Below are 19,163 nucleotides of genomic sequence, written 5' to 3' on the forward strand. Positions count from 1 at the left end.
ATCAGCACCTATAAAGATTCGTGCGACACGGAGCGCTATCGATGTCCTCACGCCTTACCCGCCAGACCTCTTCCCCTTCCCGCGTATTGTCGCTGCTGACCGCTGCCATCCTCATGGCCGGCACGGCACCGCTGCTGGCTGCCACCGAGCAACCGACGCGCAACATGGGCGATTACTCGTTCTCTATCGGTCAGCAACCGCTGGTGTCGGCACTCAACGCCTTCACCACCGTCACTGGCTGGCAAGTCGGCTTGCCGGCAGAACTGGGTCAGGGCGTATCGTCGCCGGGCGTGCGCGGCTCGCTGCCACCGGAAAAAGCCCTTGAGCGCCTGTTGGTGGGGACCAACTTGAGCTTCCGCAAACTGAGCAACAACAACGTCGTGCTGGAAAAACGCAGTAGCAGCGGCGCACTGAATCTGGATCAGGTGACCATCAGCGCCACCCGACAGGAACAGTCGGTGAACAGCGTGCCAAGTACCGTCACCGTGAACACCCGTGAAGAACTGGATCGCAACAACGTCAACACGATCAAGGATCTGGTGCGCTACGAGCCAGGTGTTTCCGTCGGCGGCGCCGGCCAGCGTGGCGGCATCAGCGGCTACAACATCCGTGGCATCGACGGCGACCGCATCCTCACGCAGGTTGACGGCGTCGAAGTACCGGACGGTTTCTTCAACGGCCCGTACGCCAAGACCCAGCGCAATTACGTTGACCCGGAAATCGTCAAACGCGTGGAAATTCTCCGTGGCCCGGCCTCGGTGCTGTACGGCAGCAACGCCATCGGCGGCGCCGTCAGCTATTACACACTCGATCCGGACGACATCATCAAACCCGGCAAAGACGTCGGCGCCCGCCTGAAAACCGGTTACAGCTCGGCCGATGAAAGCTGGCTGAAATCCGCCACCGTCGCCGGCCGAGCCGATCAGTTCGACGGTTTGCTGCACTACAGCCAGCGCGACGGCCACGAAACCGACTCCTATGGCAGCAACAACGGCACAGGCCTTGAGCGCACCGCCGCCAACCCGGAAGACGTCAAGGCAACCAACGTGCTGGCCAAGATCGGCTGGAACTACAGCGACGATTCGCGCCTTGGCCTGACCTACGAAAAGTACAAGGATGATCGCGACACCGATCAGAAAAGTGCCTACGGCGGCCCGTACTTCAATGGCGCCCCGACCATTCCGAACAGCGTGCTGCCCGGCGGCATGTACCAGTGGCGCACCGGTAACGACACCATCACCCGTGAGCGTTTTGGCATTGAACACAGCTTCGCCCTCGACAGCCTGCTGGTCGACAACGTGAAGTGGAGCCTCAACCATCAGATCGCCAAAACCGACCAGAGCACCGAAGAGTATTACTACCCGATCACCCGAAAAGTGCTGCGCACCCGCGACACCATTTACGAGGAAAAACAGTGGGTATTCGATGCGCAACTGGACAAGGCGTTCGCCATCGCTGACACCGATCACGTGCTGACTTACGGCACCACCATCAAGCAGCAGAAAGTCACCGGCTCGCGCAGCGGCGACGGCACGTGCCTGGCGGTCGGTCGTGGCTGCACGGCGATTGGTGCAACCAGTACCGCTGACGTATTGGCCAAGGCCACTGACTTCCCGGACCCGACCATCAACACCTACAGCCTGTTCGCCCAGGATCAGATCAGCTGGAACAATTGGACCTTCCTGCCGGGCCTGCGCTACGACTACACCCAGCTCAAGCCGCACATCACTCAGGAATTCCTCAACACCGTGAACGCTGACGGCACGGACACGGTCAGCGAGAAGAACAAGACCTGGCACAAAGTCTCGCCGAAATTCGGCCTGACCTACGCCTTTAACGACAACTACACCTGGTACGGTCAGTACGCCGAAGGCTTCCGCACCCCGACCGCGAAAGCGCTGTACGGTCGCTTCGAGAACAACACCACCGGTTATACCGTGGCGCCGAACCCGGATCTGGAGCCGGAAAAAAGCAAAAGCTATGAAACCGGTCTGCGCGGCAATTTCGAGTCGGGCTCGTTCGATGTGGCGGTGTTCTACAACAAGTATCGCGACTTCATTAATGAAGACGCGGTGAAGCCGGGCGATGACGAACTGACCTTCCAGAGCAACAACATCAAGCACGCGACCATCAAGGGTGCCGAAGTCAAAGGACGTCTGAACCTGGACTCGTTCGGCGCGCCGCAAGGCCTGTACACCCAAGGCTCGATCGCCTACGCCTACGGTCGCAACGACGACACCGGCGAGCCGCTCAACAGTGTTAATCCGCTGACCGGCGTGTTCGGCCTGGGTTACGACCAGGACAACTACGGTGGCCTGCTGAGCTGGACGTTGGTGAAGAAGAAGGGTCGCGTCGACGACACCAACTTCAAGTCGCCGGATGGCGTCAGCAGCCAGTTCAAGTCGCCGGGCTTCGGCCTTCTTGACCTGACCGGGTTCTACAAAGTCACCGACGACGTCACCGTCAGCGGCGGCATTTACAACCTGACCGACAAGAAATACTGGCTGTGGGATGACGTGCGCGGTTACGACAGCGTCGGCGAAGCCTCGGTGACGCAACCGGCCAACCTCGATCGCCTGACCCAACCGGGTCGCAACTTCGCGATCAACCTGATCTGGGACATCTGATCCCATCGAACTCACTGCGCGTGTTGATACGCCGCGCAGTGAGGCTTTTTTTACTGTCCGGCGCTATCCCGTTCGTCTCGTTATCAAGCGCCTCTTTTATCAAGGACATGTCATGACCACTTCGCAAAAAGCCCTGCGTTCGCAACGTCTGAACCAGATCACCCACGAGCCGCACAGCAAGCTCGACGCCCTGGTCAAAGCCCACGCGCCATTCGAAACCCGCGCCAACTTCGCCCGGTTTGTGGTGGCGCAATACCTGTTTCAGTCGGAACTGGTCGGTCTGTACAACGATGCCGAGCTGACAGAGATCGTCGCGGACTTGCCGGCTCGCTGCCGCGCTGAAGCCGCCAAGGCCGACCTGGCGGATCTGGACACCGAGGTCCCGGCGCCGGTTGCCGGCGCAGTGAAAAACCCGAGCAAGGCCCGGGCGCTGGGCTGGATCTTCGTCTCTGAAGGTTCGAAGCTCGGTGCTGCGTTTCTGATCAAACGCGCCGTGGCGCTGGAACTGAGCGAAACCTTTGGTGCGCGTCATTTGGGTGAACCTGAAGGTGGACGCGCCGAGGGTTGGAAGCGCTTTGTCAAAACTCTCGACTCGCTGGAGTTCAGCGCCGAGGAAGAAGCTGAAGTGGACCAAGGCGCGATTGACGCGTTCAACCGCTTCACCGTGTTGCTGGAACAGGCTTATGCCACCGAAGCAGAACTGGCCTGAAGCAACACCTATTCCTTGTGGGAGCGAGCCTGCTCGCGAAGACGGCAGCACATTCAACATTAATGTGACTGATCCACCGCTTTCGCGAGCAGGCTCGCTCCCACATGGGAACTGCAACAACCTGTAAGATCTCCATTCCGCTTCAGAAGCCACCGCTGAGCCCATGCCGCAACCCGCCTCCTCCAAACTCGCCCGTCTGCTGTTCGGCCTGCTGGCCTACCTCAGCCTCGGCATTGGCCTGATTGCCATCGTCGTGCCCGGCCTGCCGACCACCGAGTTCATCCTGCTCGCCGCCTGGGCCGCGACCCGCAGTTCGCCGCGCCTGAGTGCCTGGCTGGAAAACCATCGGCTGTTCGGGCCGATCCTCAGCAACTGGCGCAACGGCAAGATCATCGCGCGCAAAGCCAAAATCAGCGCCACAGTGAGCATGCTGCTGTGCGCGACGCTGATGCTGCTGATGCTCGATCACGGCTGGCCGGTCTATCTGGCGATTGCCGGGATGAGCCTGGGTAATCTGTGGATCTGGTCGCGACCGGAAACCTTGCCCACCCCTTCCTGAACCCGCGCAACAACACTGAAACTTCCCTGTAATTAATCGCCTTTTCAGCACATTCCCCTGCGCAAACGTTTAGCACTGACCGTTCGTCGGCAAGCCGCTCATGCGCCCTCGCTCCGCGCCGATGAGCATTGCATGGCGCTGAATGGATTTGGCGAACCGGGTAGTTCATGCCCTACACCCACCCGTTTATTCATTCGCGAGAACGCCCATGTTCGACTCTCTCTCCATTCGCCTGAAAATCGTTCTGCTCTCCGGTCTGTGCCTGCTCGGTGTGGTTGCGCTGATCGTCGGCATGAACATTTACCAGACCAACCAGAACGACGAACTGGTCAGCAACTCCAGCAGCAAGATGCTCACCGCCAGTGTGCAGAACCTGCTGCAAGCCAAGGCCGCCGAACAAGCGGTGCGGGTGCAGAAGACCTTCGGCGAAAGCCTGACGGTCATCACCGCAGTGGCCGACCAGATCAAGGACATGCGCGTGATGGCGGGCAAGCGTTCGCTGGACGCTGGCGCTCTGCGTGAAGAGTTGAACCTGAGCCTGAAAACCGCGTTCGAGCGCAACGACAAAGTGCTCGGCATCTGGCTCGCCTTCGAACCCAATGGGCTGGACGGCAAGGACAGCGAATTCGCCAACGACGCGGCCCGCCAGTCCAACGAAACCGGACGTTTTTCCACCTATTGGAGCCGCGCTGGCGGTGCCTCGCTGAACACGATCATGGTCGAAGATGACCTGACCAAGACCACCCTAAGCGTCAGCGGCACGCCGTACAACAGTTGGTACACCTGCCCTCGCGACAACAAGCGCACCTGCCTGCTCGACCCGTATGCCGATACCGTCGGTGGCAAGGAAATGCTCATGACGACCATTTCCGTGCCGTTGATCGTCGATGGCAAAGCCATCGGCGTGGCCGGCGTTGATATCGCCCTCGACGCCCTGCAAGCGGCGGCTGTGGACTCGCAGCGCAACCTGTTCAACAACGCCGGGCACATGCTGATCGTCTCGGGCAGCGGCGTGTTGGCTGCGGACAGTTCGGATGCTGCCAAGGTTGGCAAAAAGATCGGCGACACCCTCGGTGCCGATGGCAAGGATGTGCTGCAACTGCTCGGCAGCGGCGCGCCGAAAATTCTTGAACAGGGCGACCTGATCCGCGCCGTGTACCCGGTCGATCCGATTGGCAACTCGCGGGCCTGGGGCGTGGTCATCGACCTGCCGAAACAGGTGCTGCTGGCCGACTCGGTCAAACTGCAAGCGGTGCTCGACGACGCACAGGAAACCGGCGTGTTTACCGCACTGGCGGTGGCTGTTGTTGCCGGGCTGATTGGCTTGTTGCTGATCTGGCTGACGGCTTCCGGCGTTACGCGTCCGATCAACAGCGTCGCCGAGATGCTGAAGAATATCGCCAGCGGTGAAGGCGATCTGACTCAGCGCTTGAACTACAGCAAGCAAGATGAATTGGGCGAACTGGTGAACTGGTTCAACCGTTTCCTCGACAAGCTGCAACCGACCATCGCGCAGATCAAACAGAGCATCACCGAGGCGCGCGGCACCGCCGACCAGTCTTCGGAAATCGCCCGCCAGACCAGCGAAGGCATGCAGGTGCAGTTCCGCGAAATCGACCAGGTTGCCACCGCCTCCAACGAAATGAGCGCCACTGCCCACGACGTTGCGAACAGCGCATCGAACGCGGCCAACGCCGCCAAGGGTGCCGACCAGTCGGCCAAGGACGGCATGTCGATCATCGAGCGCAGCACCCGCGACATCAATCAACTGGCTGATGAAGTCAGCAAAGCGGTGACCGAAGTCGAAGCGCTGGCAGTCAACAGCGAGCAGATCGGCTCGGTGCTGGAAGTGATCCGCAGCATCGCCGAACAGACCAATTTGCTCGCTCTCAACGCCGCCATTGAAGCAGCCCGTGCCGGTGAAAGCGGTCGTGGGTTTGCCGTGGTCGCCGACGAAGTGCGCAACCTGGCCAAGCGCACGCAGGATTCGGTGGAGGAAATTCGCGTGGTCATCGAGCGGATTCAGACCGGCACCCGTGGCGTGGTCGCGACCATGCATTCGAGCCAGACCCAGGCGCACAACAACGCCGGGCAGATCCGTCAGGCCGTGGATGCGCTGGGCAAGATCAGCGATGCGGTCACGGTGATCAGCGACATGAACCTGCAAATCGCCAGCGCCGCCGAACAGCAGAGCGCGGTGGCTGAAGAGGTCAATCGCAACGTTTCGGCGATTCGTACCGTGACTGAAACCTTGACCGAGCAAGCCACTGAATCGGCAGCGATCAGCAGCCAGCTCAACGCCTTGGCGAGTCAGCAGATGAAGTTGATGGACCAGTTCCGCGTCTAATCGCTACACCGCTCCCACAGGAGGAACGCATTTCAAATGTGGGAGCGAGCCTGCTCGCGAAGAGGCCAGTTCGGCCGGCACAAAAACCTGATCAATCAGCCCGGCTCAAAGATGCCCACAACACCTGCGCCACCAGATCCGCCGTCGATGCCGACCACTGCCGCGACGCGAGAAACCTCACAACGACAACACCCCACTGTACAAACCATAAGCTGCCAGACCTGCTCCAATGATCACGCCGGTAAAAATACCCTTCTCCACCGTGGTGAACAGCGGCTCACCCTGTTCATGCTTGGCCTTGGCAAACAGGATCACCCCCGGCGCATACAGCAACGCCGACAACAGCAAATACTTCACCCCGCCGGCGTACAACAACCACACCGCATAACACAGGGCGATGCCACCGATCAGCAGATCCTTGGTGCGTTCGGCCGAGGCGTGTTCGTAGGTTTCGCCGCGCCCACTCAACAGCACGGCGTAGGCAGCCGACCACAGATACGGCACCAGAATCATCGACGAGGCGAGGTAGATCAGGCTGGTGTAAGTGCCTGCCGAGAACAGCGTGATCAGCAGAAAAATCTGGATCATCACGTTGGTCAGCCACAACGCATTGACCGGCACATGATTGGCGTTTTCCTTTTTCAGGAACGCCGGCATGGTGTTGTCCCGGGCCGTGGCGAAAAGGATTTCGGCGCACAACAACGCCCACGACAACAACGCCCCGAGCAGTGAAACCGCCAGCCCTAGGCTGATCAGCAGCGCGCCCCACGGCCCGACGATATGTTCCAGCACCGCCGCCAGCGACGGGTTCTGCAGGTTGGCCAGTTCCGGCTGGCTCATGATCCCCAGCGACAGCACGTTGACCAGCACCAGCAACGCCAGCACGCCGATAAATCCGATCACCGTGGCACGGCCGACGTCACTGCGCTTCTGCGCCCGTGCCGAGTACACGCTGGCGCCTTCGATGCCGATGAACACAAACACTGTCACCAGCATCATGTTGCGCACCTGATCCATCACCCCGCCGAAACTCGGGTTGCTGCGGCCCCAGATATCGCGGGTAAAAACGTCAGCCTTGAACGCCACGGCAGCGATGACGATGAACATGATCAGCGGCACGATCTTGGCCACGGTGGTCACCTGGTTGATGAACGTCGCCTCCTTGATCCCGCGCATCACCAGAAAATGCACGGCCCACAGCAACACCGAGGCGCAGCCGATGGCAACCGGTGTGTTGCCCTGGCCGAACACCGGAAAGAAGTAGCCGAGGGTGCTGAAGAGCAGGACGAAATAGCCGACGTTACCCAGCCAGGCGCTGATCCAGTAACCCCACGCCGACGAGAACCCCATGTAGTCGCCAAACCCGGCCTTGGCGTAGGCATAGACCCCCGAGTCCAGTTCGGGCTTGCGATTGGCCAGGGTCTGGAACACGAAAGCAAGGGTCAACATGCCGATCGCGGTGATGCCCCAACCGATCAAAATCGCCCCGGCATCGGCCCGTGCCGCCATGTTTTGCGGCAGGGAGAAAATCCCCCCGCCAATCATCGACCCCACCACCAGGGCGATCAACGCACCCAGTCGCAGCTTTTGCGTCGGTTGCGACATTCCAGTCTCCCTTCTCCTGCTCTGGCAATTATCAAAAAGATGTTGCTTTTAACTAAACGGATAAAGCGTAAGTACGTTTATTGAATAACGCCAATTAATGCCCGTTATATATAGCCAATGACGCTAATGCCTTACACGGATAGTCGCTTTATTTGCTGATCCTGATTATTCGATTCTGTACTGAAAACAAATGAGGAAATTTGCCAAAACCTGAAAAAGAACTAGGGTGATAGTTCGAAAGTAATAGGAGCAATTCCCAAATCCATCGCCGAAAGCCTCTGGAATGGGCCTTTCAGGCAGTCGCTTTATGCCATCAGGCGCTTCATAAGTCATTCATTAACAATGGAATGTGCCTATGCACTGATCTAAGTCAGTAGTTTGATCAGTCAACAGAACTACGCTGTGAACTCTTCTCTCCTGCAATGGAGTCATGCAATGTCTGAAGCTCCCGGAAAACTACGATTAGGTGCACTGGTTGCCTTGGTCGTCGGATCAATGATCGGTGGCGGGATATTCTCTTTGCCACAAAACATGGCCGCCAGCGCCGACGTCGGCGCGGTACTGATCGGTTGGGCCATCACCGCTGTCGGCATGCTCACCCTCGCTTTTGTCTTTCAAACCCTCGCCAATCGCAAGCCTGACCTGGACGGCGGCGTGTATGCCTACGCCAAGGCCGGGTTCGGCGATTACATGGGTTTCTCTTCGGCCTGGGGTTACTGGATCAGTGCCTGGCTGGGCAACGTCGGTTACTTCGTCCTGTTGTTCAGCACCCTCGGTTATTTCTTTCCGGTTTTCGGCGAAGGCAACACCGTCGCTGCGGTGATTGGCGCCTCCGTGCTGCTGTGGGCCGTGCATTTCCTGGTGCTGCGCGGAATCAAGGAAGCGGCATTCATCAACCTGGTGACCACGGTCGCCAAGGTGGTGCCACTGCTGCTGTTCGTGATGATCGCGTTCTTCGCGTTCAAACTGGATATCTTCACCGCTGACATCTGGGGCGTGAAAAACCCTGATCTGGGCAGTGTGATGAATCAGGTGCGCAACATGATGCTGGTCACCGTGTGGGTGTTCATCGGCATCGAAGGCGCAAGCATCTTCTCGGCCCGGGCGGAAAAACGCTCCGACGTGGGCAAGGCCACCGTGATCGGCTTCATCACCGTGCTGCTGTTTCTGGTGCTGGTGAACGTGCTGTCGCTGGGCATCATGACTCAGCCAGAGTTGGCCAAACTGCAGAACCCGTCGATGGCCGCCGTGCTTGAGCATGTGGTCGGTCACTGGGGCGCTGTGCTGATCAGCGTCGGTCTGATCATCTCGCTGCTGGGGGCGTTGTTGTCGTGGGTGTTGTTGTGTGCGGAGATCATGTTTGCCGCCGCCAAAGACCACACCATGCCGGAGTTCCTGCGCAAGGAGAACGCCAACCATGTACCGGTCAACGCCCTCTGGCTGACCAACGCGATGGTGCAGATTTTCCTGATCATCACCCTGTTCTCGGCCAGCACTTACCTGTCGCTGATCTACCTCGCCACCTCGATGATTCTGGTGCCGTACCTGTGGTCGGCGGCCTATGCCGTACTGCTGGCGGTGCGCGGCGAAACCTACGAAGGCTTCGCGGCCGAGCGGCGCAAGGATCTGATCATCGGCGGGATCGCCCTGATCTACGCGATCTGGCTGCTGTACGCCGGCGGCATCAAATACCTGCTGCTCTCGGCCCTGCTCTATGCCCCCGGCGCGTTCCTGTTCGCCAAGGCCAAGCTCGAACTCAAGCAAGCGGTTTTCACCAACGTCGAGAAGCTGATTTTCGCCGCAGTGGTTGTGGGCGCGCTGGTCGCGGCCTACGGACTGTATGACGGCTTCCTGACTCTGTAACACCTGATTGATTAGTTATCTGGAGGATCACTGCAATGACCACGGAAAAAGTTAAGTACGGCGTACATTCCGAAGCCGGCAAACTGCGCAAAGTCATGGTCTGCTCCCCTGGTCTGGCCCATCAGCGCCTGACCCCGAACAACTGCGATGAACTGCTGTTCGACGATGTGCTGTGGGTCGCCCAGGCCAAGCGCGACCACTTCGACTTCGTCACCAAGATGCGTGAACGCGGGATCGATGTGCTGGAAATGCACAACCTGCTGACCGACATCGTCGCCATCCCCGAAGCACTGGACTGGATTCTCGATCGCAAGGTCACCGCCGATTCGGTGGGCCTGGGCCTGATCAGCGAGGTGAAATCCTGGCTGAAAAGCCTTGAACCACGGCACATCGCCGAGTTTCTGATTGGCGGCGTCTCCGCCGATGACCTGCCGGACAGCTTCGGCGGCAAGACCATCCAGATGTTCCGCGACTTCCTCGGCCACTCCAGCTTCATCCTGCCGCCGCTGCCGAACACTCAGTTCACCCGCGACACCACATGCTGGATCTACGGCGGCGTGACGCTGAACCCGATGTACTGGCCGGCGCGCCGTCAGGAAACCCTGTTGGCCACGGCCATCTACAAATTCCACCCGCAGTTCACCAACGCCGATTTCGAGATCTGGTACGGCGATCCGGACAAGGATCACGGCAGCGCCACCCTTGAAGGCGGCGACGTGATGCCGATCGGCAACGGTGTGGTGTTGATCGGCATGGGCGAGCGCTCATCCCGTCAGGCCATCGGCCAACTGGCGCTGAACCTGTTCAAGAACAAAGCCGTGGAAAAAGTCATCGTCGCCGGCCTGCCAAAGTCCCGCGCAGCGATGCACCTGGACACCGTGTTCAGTTTTTGCGACCGCGACCTTGTGACGATTTTCCCGGAAGTGGTCAACCAGATCGTCGCCTTCACCCTGCGACCTGACGACAGCAAACAGGGCGGCATCGACATCCGCCGCGAAGAATCAAGCTTCCTCGACACCGTGGCTGCCGCCCTCAACCTGCCGAAGCTGCGCGTGGTGGAAACCGGCGGCAACAGCTTCGCCGCCGAACGCGAGCAATGGGACGACGGTAACAACGTCGTCGCCGTGGAGCCGGGCGTGGTCATCGGCTACGACCGCAACACCTACACCAACACCCTGCTGCGCAAGGCTGGCGTGGAGGTCATCACCATCAGCGCCGGGGAATTGGGCCGTGGCCGTGGCGGCGGCCACTGCATGACCTGCCCGATCATCCGCGACCCGATCGATTACTGATTTTTTGACTAATGACGACCCGACGCTGTGAAAGCGTAGCGCCGAAGGCGCACAGCCTGCAGTAGCTTTCACAGTGTCGGGCAAGGAGATCCATCATGGCTTTTAATATGCGCAACCGCAGCTTGCTGAGTTTGATGCACCACACCACTCGCGAGATCAACTACCTGATCGATCTGTCCCGCGACCTCAAACGCGCCAAATACACCGGCACCGAGCGTCCACACCTGCAAGGCAAGAACATCGCGCTGATCTTCGAAAAAACCTCGACCCGCACCCGTTGCGCCTTCGAAGTCGCGGCGCACGACCAAGGCGCTCACGTCACCTACATTGACCCGGTGTCGTCGCAGATCGGCCACAAAGAAAGCATGAAAGACACCGCCCGCGTACTCGGCCGGATGTTTGATGCCATCGAGTACCGTGGCTTCGAACAGGAAATCGTCGAAGAGCTGGCCAAGTTCGCCGGAGTGCCGGTGTTCAACGGTCTGACCGCCGAATTCCATCCGACACAAATGATCGCCGACGTGCTGACCATGCGCGAACACAGCGACAAACCGATGCACGACATCAGCTACGCCTACCTCGGCGACGCCCGTTACAACATGGGTAACTCGCTGCTGATGATCGGCGCCAAACTCGGTATGGACGTGCGCATCGCTGCACCGAAAGCCCTGTGGCCGCACGCTGACTTCATCGCGCAATGCAAAGAATTCGCCGAAGAAAGCGGCGCGCGCATCACCATTACCGAAGATCCGAAAGAAGCGGTCAAAGGCGTCGACTTCATTCACACCGACATCTGGGTATCGATGGGCGAGCCGGTCGAAGCGTGGGACGAGCGTATCGAGCAACTGCTGCCGTACCAGGTCAACAGCAAAATGATGAAAGCCTCCGGCAACCCACGCGTGAAATTCATGCACTGCCTGCCGGCGTTCCATAACAGCGAAACCAAGGTCGGCAAAGACATTGCCGCACGCTATCCACACTTGGCCAATGGCGTCGAAGTGACAGAAGACGTGTTCGAATCCCCGGCCAACATTGCCTTCGAGCAAGCGGAAAACCGCATGCACACCATCAAGGCAATTCTGGTGTCGGCGCTGGCTGATCTTTAACCACTGCTGACCTGTGATCGTTCCCACGCTCCCGCGTGGGAATGCATCCCGTGACGCTCTGCGTCAAAGCGGACGCGGAGCGTCAGTGGCGGCATTCCCACGCAGAGCGCGGGAACGATCAACAAATCACTGTTTTCCAGAAGGACAAGCACCATGCGTATCGTCGTAGCGTTGGGCGGTAACGCCCTGCTCCGCCGTGGTGAACCGATGACCGCTGACAATCAGCGCGCCAACATCCGCATCGCCACCGAGCAAATCGCCAAGATCCATCCCGGCAATCAACTGGTCATCGCCCACGGCAATGGCCCGCAAGTCGGCCTGCTGTCGCTGCAAGCGGCAGCCTACACCTCCGTCACCCCTTACCCGCTGGACGTGCTCGGCGCCGAAACCGAAGGCATGATCGGCTACATCATCGAACAGGAACTGGGCAACCTGCTGGACTTCGAAGTGCCGTTCGCCACCCTGCTCACCCAGGTCGAAGTCGACGCCAACGACCCGGCGTTCAAGAACCCGACCAAACCCATCGGCCCGGTCTACGACAAGGCTGAAGCGGAAAAACTCGCCGCTGAAAAAGGCTGGGCCATCGCTCCTGACGGCGACAAGTACCGCCGTGTAGTAGCCAGCCCGAGGCCGAAGCGCATCTTCGAGATCCGCCCGATCAAGTGGCTGCTGGACAAGGGCAGCATCGTCATCTGCGCCGGTGGCGGCGGCATTCCGACCATGTACGACGAGAACCGCCACCTCAAGGGCATCGAGGCGGTGATCGACAAGGATCTGTGCTCCTCGCTGCTGGCTGAACAACTGGAAGCGGAGTTGCTGGTGATCGCCACCGACGTCAACGCCGCCTTCATCGACTTCGGCAAACCGACCCAGAAGGCCATCGCCCAGGCGCACCCGGACGAACTCGAACGCCTCGGCTTCGCCGCCGGCTCCATGGGGCCGAAGGTTCAGGCAGCTTGTGAATTCGCGCGCCATACTGGCAAGGTCGCGGTGATCGGTTCGCTGGCGGACATCGAAGCGATCGTCCAGGGTACTGCCGGCACACGGGTCAGTACTGCCAAGCCTGGTATCACCTATCGATAATTAGAAACTCCGAGGGCAGATGTAGGGTCTGCCCTTCTCCCATGCCTTGAAAGGAGAAACCCATGGCCCAGTTTGAACCCGGTCATTTGCACATCGAGCGACATGCGTTGACCCCGGACGATGTCAGTTACAACGTGCACCTCGACTATGAAGTGTTCACCGATCCGCAAAAAGGCAAAGGCATCCAGTTCACGATGCATGGCAACCTTCAGGGAAAGGACATGAAAGAGACCTTCTTCCTGCCCAAGGAGGAGGCCTACAACTTTGCCAACAACGTGACGAAAATCGCCGAGCAGTACGGCATTCCCAAGACTCACAGTCAGATCGGTTCGGTGCACAAGCATTACGACATGATGTTTGAAGACATCCGTAAGCAGCTGGACATGAAATCCGGCGACCCGGTCAATCTTGAGCACTTCGAATAACCCTCAAAAGCCCCTCACCCTAGCCCTCTCCCAAAGGGAGAGGGGATTGATTGGGGGATGCTGCAGAGTTACGCCGACCTGATCCTGCTTTACCGAATCCATAATCGACTGTCTCTTCCAGGTCGATGTCAAACCCGAGACACCTCGGTCAGCTCCCTCTCCCCTTGGGAGAGGGCTGGGGTGAGGGTGCTTTTGATTTAAGGCATACTTGCCACCCTCCGCACTGCAGAACACTGAACCGCCCCATGCGTATCCACGTCAGCTTCATCGACCGCGTCGGCATCACCCAGGAAGTCCTGGCTATCCTCGGTGGGCGCAACCTCAATCTGGATGCGGTGGAAATGATCCCGCCGAACGTCTACATCGACGCGCCAACGCTCAGCCCGCAAGTGCTCGAAGAACTCAAGGATGCGCTGTTTCGCGTGCTCGGCGTGGAAGCGGTGACGGTGGTCGACATTCTCCCCGGCCAGCGTCGGCACTTGCAGCTCGACGCCTTGCTCGCGGCGATGACTGACCCGGTGCTCGCTCTCGACAGCGCCGGCAAGGTGCTATTGGCCAACCCGGCATTGATCGCGCTGTACGGTCGCGAACCGGCGGGCGAAAGTGTCGCGGAACTGTTCAATGACTCCGGCCTGCTCGACACCCTGCTTGAGCAAGGTTTCCGCCTGCCGCTGCGCGAGATCACCGTCAACGGCCAGACCCTGCTGCTCGATGCCACGCCGATTACCGACGCCGGCGCCCTGCTCACCCTGTATCAACCGAACCGCATCGGCGAACAACTCTCGGCGCTGCACCATGACCACGCCGAAGGTTTCGATGCGTTGCTCGGCGAATCCCCGGCGATCCGCACCCTCAAGGCCCGCGCGCAACGCGTTGCCGCACTCGATGCACCGCTGCTGATTCAAGGCGAAACCGGCACCGGTAAAGAACTGGTCGCCCGCGCCTGCCACGCTATCAGTACGCGTCACAGTGCGCCGTTTCTGGCCCTGAACTGCGCGGCCCTGCCGGAGAACCTCGCCGAGAGCGAACTGTTCGGCTACGCCCCCGGCGCCTTCACAGGTGCCGCACGCGGTGGCAAACCGGGGCTGATGGAGCTGGCGAACCAGGGCACGGTGTTTCTCGACGAGATCGGCGAGATGTCGCCGTACTTGCAGGCCAAACTGCTGCGTTTTTTGAATGACGGCAGCTTCCGCCGGGTCGGCGGTGATCGAGAAGTGAAGGTCAACGTACGAATCCTCAGTGCAACCCACCGCGATCTGGAGAAAATGGTCAGCGAAGGCCTGTTCCGCGAAGACCTGTTCTACCGCCTCAACGTGCTTAACGTCGAAGTGCCGCCGCTGCGTGAACGGGGTCAGGACATTCTGTTGTTGGCGCGTTATTTCATGCAGCAGGCCTGCGCGCAGATCCAGCGCCCGGTCTGCCGCCTCGCCCCCGGCACCTATCCGGCGCTGCTCGGCAACCGCTGGCCGGGCAACGTACGGCAATTGCAGAACGTGATCTTCCGCGCCGCTGCGATCTGCGAAAGCAGCCTCGTCGACATCGGCGACCTCGACATCGCCGGCACCTCGGTGGCCCGACAGACCGACAGCGATGTCGACAGCCTCGAACAAGCCGTCGAGTCCTTCGAAAGATCGCTGCTGGAAAAACTCTACGTCAGCTACCCCTCGACCCGCCAACTGGCCAGCCGCCTGCAAACGTCGCATACAGCCATCGCCCACCGATTGCGCAAATACGGCATTCCCAACAAACCCTGAGCCATCACTGTCCCTTTGTGGGAGCGAGCCTGCTCGCGAATGCGGTGTGTCAATTGACATTAATGTGCCTGATGCGCCGCTTTCGCGAGCAGGCTCGCTCCCACAAGGTATGTAACGGATTCGAAATCCGTTCAAAAGCGACCTCCATCTGTACTGAAAGCGCTACAGCGGAACGATATCGGTACACTCTCCTCCAGCCACCGCTGTGCAAGGCTTTGATCCGCTTCAGCTTTTTTCCTCGCCCTATGCTGTAGCGATTTCGCTACGCACGCATCAATCACCCTTTCTAAATAAACACTCAAACCATTGATTTATAACGATAAATAAACCTTGGCCGCGTTCTTGCTAATCAACCACTCATAAATAAGGGCTTTATTGCCCAAGCCTTCCACCGCGTCCACCGGACGAGTCCGGCCCCTGAGGAGTTTCCATGAGCGAGTTGCGTTTTACTGAAGATCACGAATGGCTGCGCACTGAAGCTGACGGCAGCGTTACTGTCGGCATCACCGCTTTTGCGCAGAACGCCCTGGGCGACGTGGTATTCGTGCAACTGCCTGAGCTGCAGTCCTACGACAAAGGCGCCGAAGCCGCCACCGTGGAATCGGTAAAAGCCGCCAGCGGCGTGTACATGCCCCTCGACGGAGAAGTGCTGGAAGTGAACCCGGCGCTTGAAGACAGCCCTGAACTGGTCAACGAAGATCCGCTGGGCGAAGGCTGGTTCTTCCGCTTCCAGCCATCCGACGCCGCCGCTGTCGGCAAACTGCTGGATCAAGACGCTTACGACCGTCTGATCAAAGCCCAAGCCGAAGCCTGAGGAGTAGCGACATGACCCAAGTAAATCTCGGCACCGCCAACGAATTCATCGCCCGTCACATCGGCCCGCGCGCCGGTGACGAGCAAGCCATGCTCAACAGCCTCGGCTTCGACTCACTCGAAGCCCTGAGCGCCAGCGTCATCCCGGAAAGCATCAAGGGCACCAGCGTACTCGGCATGGACGACGGCCTGAGCGAAGCCGACGCACTGGCGATGATCAAATCCATCGCTGGCAAGAACCAACTGTTCAAGACCTACATCGGCCAGGGCTATTACAACTGCCATACGCCGTCGCCGATCCTGCGCAACCTCCTGGAAAACCCGGCCTGGTACACCGCTTACACGCCGTACCAGCCAGAAATCTCCCAGGGCCGTCTCGAAGCGCTGCTGAACTTCCAGACCCTGATCAGCGACCTCACCGGCCTGCCGATCGCCAACGCATCCTTGCTCGACGAAGCCACCGCCGCTGCCGAAGCCATGACCTTCTGCAAACGCCTGAGCAAGAACAAGGGCAGCCACCAGTTCTTCGCCTCGATCCACAGCCACCCGCAAACCCTCGACGTGCTGCGCACCCGTGCCGAGCCGCTGGGCATCGACGTGGTTGTGGGCGATGAGCGTGAACTGACCGACGTCACCCCGTTCTTCGGCGCCCTGCTGCAATACCCGGCGAGCAACGGCGATGTGTTCGACTACCGCGAACTGACCGAACGCTTCCACGCGGCCAACGCTCTGGTCGCCGTGGCTGCCGACCTCCTGGCCCTGACCCTGCTGACCGCTCCGGGCGAGTTCGGCGCGGACGTCGCCATCGGCAGCGCACAACGCTTCGGTGTGCCGCTGGGCTTCGGTGGCCCGCACGCGGCTTACTTCTCGACTAAAGATGCGTTCAAGCGCGACATGCCGGGCCGTCTGGTCGGTGTGTCGGTTGACCGTTTCGGCAAGCCGGCCCTGCGTCTGGCGATGCAGACCCGCGAGCAACACATCCGTCGCGAGAAGGCCACGTCGAACATCTGCACCGCGCAAGTGCTGCTGGCCAACATCGCCAGCATGTACGCCGTCTACCACGGCCCGAAAGGCCTGACCCAAATCGCCAACCGCGTGCATCACCTGACCGCGATTCTGGCCAAGGGCCTGACCGCGCTGGGCTTGAACGTCGAGCAGGAAAGCTTCTTCGACACCCTGACGCTGGCCACCGGCGCGCAAACCGCTGCGCTGCACGACAAGGCTCACGCCCAGCAGATCAACCTGCGCGTCGTCGATGCTCAGCGTGTCGGTCTGTCGGTCGACGAAACCACCACGCAGGCTGACATCGAAACTCTGTGGAGCGTGTTTGCCGACGGCAAGACCCTGCCGGACTTCGCCGCCCTCGCCGCTTCGGTGCAGAGCACCATCCCAGCTGCGCTGGTTCGTCAGTCGCCGATCCTCAGCCACCCGGTGTTCAACCGTTATCACTCGGAAACCGAGCTGATGCGCTACCTGCGCAAACTGGCGGACAAGGATCTGGCACTGGATCGCACCATGATCCCGCTGGGTTCGTGCACCATGAAACTCAACGCCGCCAGCGAAATGATCCCGGTGACCTGGGCTGAATTCGGTGCCCTGCACCCGTTCGCTCCGGCCGCGCAAAGCGCCGGCTATCAGCAACTGACCGATGAACTGGAAGCGATGCTCTGCGCCGCCACCGGTTACGACTCGATCTCGCTGCAACCGAACGCCGGTTCGCAAGGTGAATACGCGGGCCTGCTGGCCATCCGCGCCTATCACCAGAGCCGTGGCGATGACCGTCGCGACATCTGCCTGATCCCGTCGTCCGCCCACGGCACCAACCCGGCCACCGCCAACATGGCTGGCATGCGTGTGGTCGTGACCGCGTGCGACGCTCGCGGCAACGTCGACATCGAAGACCTGCGCGCCAAAGCCATCGAGCACCGCGAACACCTCGCTGCGCTGATGATCACCTACCCGTCGACTCACGGCGTGTTCGAAGAAGGCATCCGCGAAATCTGCGGGATCATCCATGACAACGGCGGCCAGGTTTACATCGATGGCGCCAACATGAACGCGATGGTCGGTCTCTGCGCCCCGGGCAAGTTCGGTGGCGACGTCTCGCACCTGAACCTGCACAAAACTTTCTGCATCCCCCACGGCGGTGGCGGCCCGGGCGTCGGCCCGATCGGCGTCAAGTCGCACCTGACGCCGTTCCTGCCGGGTCACGGCACCATGGAGCGTAAAGAAGGCGCGGTCTGCGCGGCACCGTTCGGCAGCGCGAGCATTCTGCCGATCACCTGGATGTACATTCGGATGATGGGCGGCGCCGGTCTGAAGCGCGCTTCGCAACTGGCGATCCTCAACGCCAACTACATTTCCCGTCGCCTGGAAGAACGCTACCCAGTGCTGTACACCGGCAGCAACGGTCTGGTGGCACACGAGTGCATCCTCGATCTGCGTCCACTGAAAGACAGCAGCGGCATCAGCGTTGATGACGTCGCCAAGCGCCTGATCGACTTTGGCTTCCACGCCCCGACCATGTCGTTCCCGGTCGCCGGCACGCTGATGATCGAGCCGACCGAAAGCGAATCCAGGGAAGAACTGGACCGCTTCTGCGACGCCATGATCCGCATCCGCGAAGAAATCCGCGCAGTGGAAAACGGCACCTTGGACAAGGACGACAACCCGTTGAAAAACGCGCCGCACACCGCAGCCGAACTGGTTGGCGAGTGGACTCACCCGTACAGCCGCGAGCAAGCCGTTTATCCGGTGGCCTCGTTGATCGAAGGCAAATACTGGCCGCCGGTCGGTCGCGTCGACAACGTGTTCGGCGACCGCAACCTGGTTTGCGCCTGCCCGTCGATCGAAAGCTACGCTTAAACCGGAAAGGGGCGAACCACTCGCCCCTACCGCTTCACCTGTAGGAGCTGCCGAAGGCTGCGATCTTTTGATCTTGCTGTTGAAAGATCAGGATCAAAAGATCGCAGCCTTCGGC

The 19,163-nt window shown here is 60.1% G+C and carries 13 protein-coding genes and 1 pseudogene; 13 read left to right on the top strand and 1 reads right to left on the bottom strand.

The features are described 5' to 3' along the window. The first annotated feature begins 41 nt into the window (after nt 1–41). The 5 genes and pseudogenes from ACA069_RS21915 (at nt 42) to ACA069_RS21935 (ending at nt 6,242) form a co-directional block, all read left to right on the top strand. Entirely contained in the window at nt 42–2,627 is a 2,586-nt protein-coding gene (locus tag ACA069_RS21915) for a TonB-dependent receptor (RefSeq protein ID WP_497615202.1), read from the top strand. Nucleotides 2,628–2,739: 112 nt separating this feature from the next. After that, on the top strand, nt 2,740–3,336 hold the full coding sequence (locus tag ACA069_RS21920; protein ID WP_497615203.1) for a biliverdin-producing heme oxygenase: 597 nt from the start codon (nt 2,740–2,742) through the stop codon (nt 3,334–3,336). 163 nt (nt 3,337–3,499) lie between these two features. Then, a complete protein-coding gene (locus tag ACA069_RS21925) occupies nt 3,500–3,895 on the top strand; it encodes a YbaN family protein (RefSeq protein ID WP_489878888.1) in 396 nt (131 codons plus the stop codon). 481 nt (nt 3,896–4,376) lie between these two features. Beyond that, nucleotides 4,377–5,384, top strand: a pseudogene (locus ACA069_RS21930) (methyl-accepting chemotaxis protein); the annotation flags it as partial. A 102-nt stretch (nt 5,385–5,486) separates the two neighbouring features. After that, the gene (locus ACA069_RS21935) at nt 5,487–6,242 is read left to right on the top strand and encodes a methyl-accepting chemotaxis protein (protein WP_371919311.1); all 756 of its coding nucleotides are present in this window, start codon (nt 5,487–5,489) and stop codon (nt 6,240–6,242) included. A 177-nt stretch (nt 6,243–6,419) separates the two neighbouring features. Here the strand turns inward: ACA069_RS21935 and arcD (ACA069_RS21940) are convergent, their stop codons facing one another. Continuing rightward, the gene (gene arcD / locus ACA069_RS21940) at nt 6,420–7,847 is read right to left on the bottom strand and encodes an arginine-ornithine antiporter (RefSeq protein ID WP_497615204.1); all 1,428 of its coding nucleotides are present in this window, start codon (nt 7,845–7,847) and stop codon (nt 6,420–6,422) included. A 435-nt stretch (nt 7,848–8,282) separates the two neighbouring features. Here arcD (ACA069_RS21940) and arcD (ACA069_RS21945) point away from each other — a divergent pair, with 435 nt between their 5' ends. The 8 genes from arcD (ACA069_RS21945) (at nt 8,283) to gcvP (ending at nt 19,048) form a co-directional block, all read left to right on the top strand. Next, nucleotides 8,283–9,710 carry an arginine-ornithine antiporter gene (gene arcD, locus ACA069_RS21945; RefSeq protein ID WP_401271162.1) on the top strand — a complete coding sequence of 476 codons (1,428 nt, stop codon included), beginning with the start codon at nt 8,283–8,285 and terminating at the stop codon, nt 9,708–9,710. A 35-nt stretch (nt 9,711–9,745) separates the two neighbouring features. Then, nucleotides 9,746–11,002 carry an arginine deiminase gene (gene arcA / locus ACA069_RS21950; protein WP_401271165.1) on the top strand — a complete coding sequence of 419 codons (1,257 nt, stop codon included), beginning with the start codon at nt 9,746–9,748 and terminating at the stop codon, nt 11,000–11,002. Between the two features lie 95 nt (nt 11,003–11,097). After that, on the top strand, nt 11,098–12,108 hold the full coding sequence (locus tag ACA069_RS21955) for an ornithine carbamoyltransferase (RefSeq protein ID WP_401271167.1): 1,011 nt from the start codon (nt 11,098–11,100) through the stop codon (nt 12,106–12,108). Nucleotides 12,109–12,261: 153 nt separating this feature from the next. Beyond that, the gene (gene arcC, locus ACA069_RS21960; RefSeq protein ID WP_401271169.1) at nt 12,262–13,191 is read left to right on the top strand and encodes a carbamate kinase; all 930 of its coding nucleotides are present in this window, start codon (nt 12,262–12,264) and stop codon (nt 13,189–13,191) included. A gap of 62 nt (nt 13,192–13,253) precedes the next feature. Then, nucleotides 13,254–13,616 carry a DUF5064 family protein gene (locus ACA069_RS21965; protein ID WP_401271172.1) on the top strand — a complete coding sequence of 121 codons (363 nt, stop codon included), beginning with the start codon at nt 13,254–13,256 and terminating at the stop codon, nt 13,614–13,616. A gap of 245 nt (nt 13,617–13,861) precedes the next feature. Next, the gene (gcsR, locus tag ACA069_RS21970) at nt 13,862–15,370 is read left to right on the top strand and encodes a transcriptional regulator GcsR (RefSeq protein WP_401271174.1); all 1,509 of its coding nucleotides are present in this window, start codon (nt 13,862–13,864) and stop codon (nt 15,368–15,370) included. Between the two features lie 430 nt (nt 15,371–15,800). After that, a complete protein-coding gene (gcvH, locus tag ACA069_RS21975) occupies nt 15,801–16,184 on the top strand; it encodes a glycine cleavage system protein GcvH (protein WP_187679759.1) in 384 nt (127 codons plus the stop codon). A gap of 11 nt (nt 16,185–16,195) precedes the next feature. Then, nucleotides 16,196–19,048, top strand: coding sequence for an aminomethyl-transferring glycine dehydrogenase (gene gcvP, locus ACA069_RS21980; RefSeq protein ID WP_497615205.1), 2,853 nt, complete (start codon nt 16,196–16,198; stop codon nt 19,046–19,048). Nucleotides 19,049–19,163: the final 115 nt, after the last annotated feature.

The organism is Pseudomonas sp. LBUM1652, assembly GCF_059716105.1.

Excerpts from the sequence above, each read along its gene's own strand:
- ACA069_RS21915 (WP_497615202.1), top strand. The coding sequence starts at position 42 with ATGTCCTCACGCCTTACCCGCCAGACCTCTTCCCCTTCCCGCGTATTG.
- ACA069_RS21920 (WP_497615203.1), top strand. The coding sequence starts at position 2,740 with ATGACCACTTCGCAAAAAGCCCTGCGTTCGCAACGTCTGAACCAGATC.
- ACA069_RS21925 (WP_489878888.1), top strand. The coding sequence starts at position 3,500 with ATGCCGCAACCCGCCTCCTCCAAACTCGCCCGTCTGCTGTTCGGCCTG.
- ACA069_RS21935 (WP_371919311.1), top strand. The coding sequence starts at position 5,487 with ATGCAGGTGCAGTTCCGCGAAATCGACCAGGTTGCCACCGCCTCCAAC.
- arcD (WP_497615204.1), bottom strand. The coding sequence starts at position 7,847 with ATGTCGCAACCGACGCAAAAGCTGCGACTGGGTGCGTTGATCGCCCTG.
- arcD (WP_401271162.1), top strand. The coding sequence starts at position 8,283 with ATGTCTGAAGCTCCCGGAAAACTACGATTAGGTGCACTGGTTGCCTTG.
- arcA (WP_401271165.1), top strand. The coding sequence starts at position 9,746 with ATGACCACGGAAAAAGTTAAGTACGGCGTACATTCCGAAGCCGGCAAA.
- ACA069_RS21955 (WP_401271167.1), top strand. The coding sequence starts at position 11,098 with ATGGCTTTTAATATGCGCAACCGCAGCTTGCTGAGTTTGATGCACCAC.
- arcC (WP_401271169.1), top strand. The coding sequence starts at position 12,262 with ATGCGTATCGTCGTAGCGTTGGGCGGTAACGCCCTGCTCCGCCGTGGT.
- ACA069_RS21965 (WP_401271172.1), top strand. The coding sequence starts at position 13,254 with ATGGCCCAGTTTGAACCCGGTCATTTGCACATCGAGCGACATGCGTTG.
- gcsR (WP_401271174.1), top strand. The coding sequence starts at position 13,862 with ATGCGTATCCACGTCAGCTTCATCGACCGCGTCGGCATCACCCAGGAA.
- gcvH (WP_187679759.1), top strand. The coding sequence starts at position 15,801 with ATGAGCGAGTTGCGTTTTACTGAAGATCACGAATGGCTGCGCACTGAA.
- gcvP (WP_497615205.1), top strand. The coding sequence starts at position 16,196 with ATGACCCAAGTAAATCTCGGCACCGCCAACGAATTCATCGCCCGTCAC.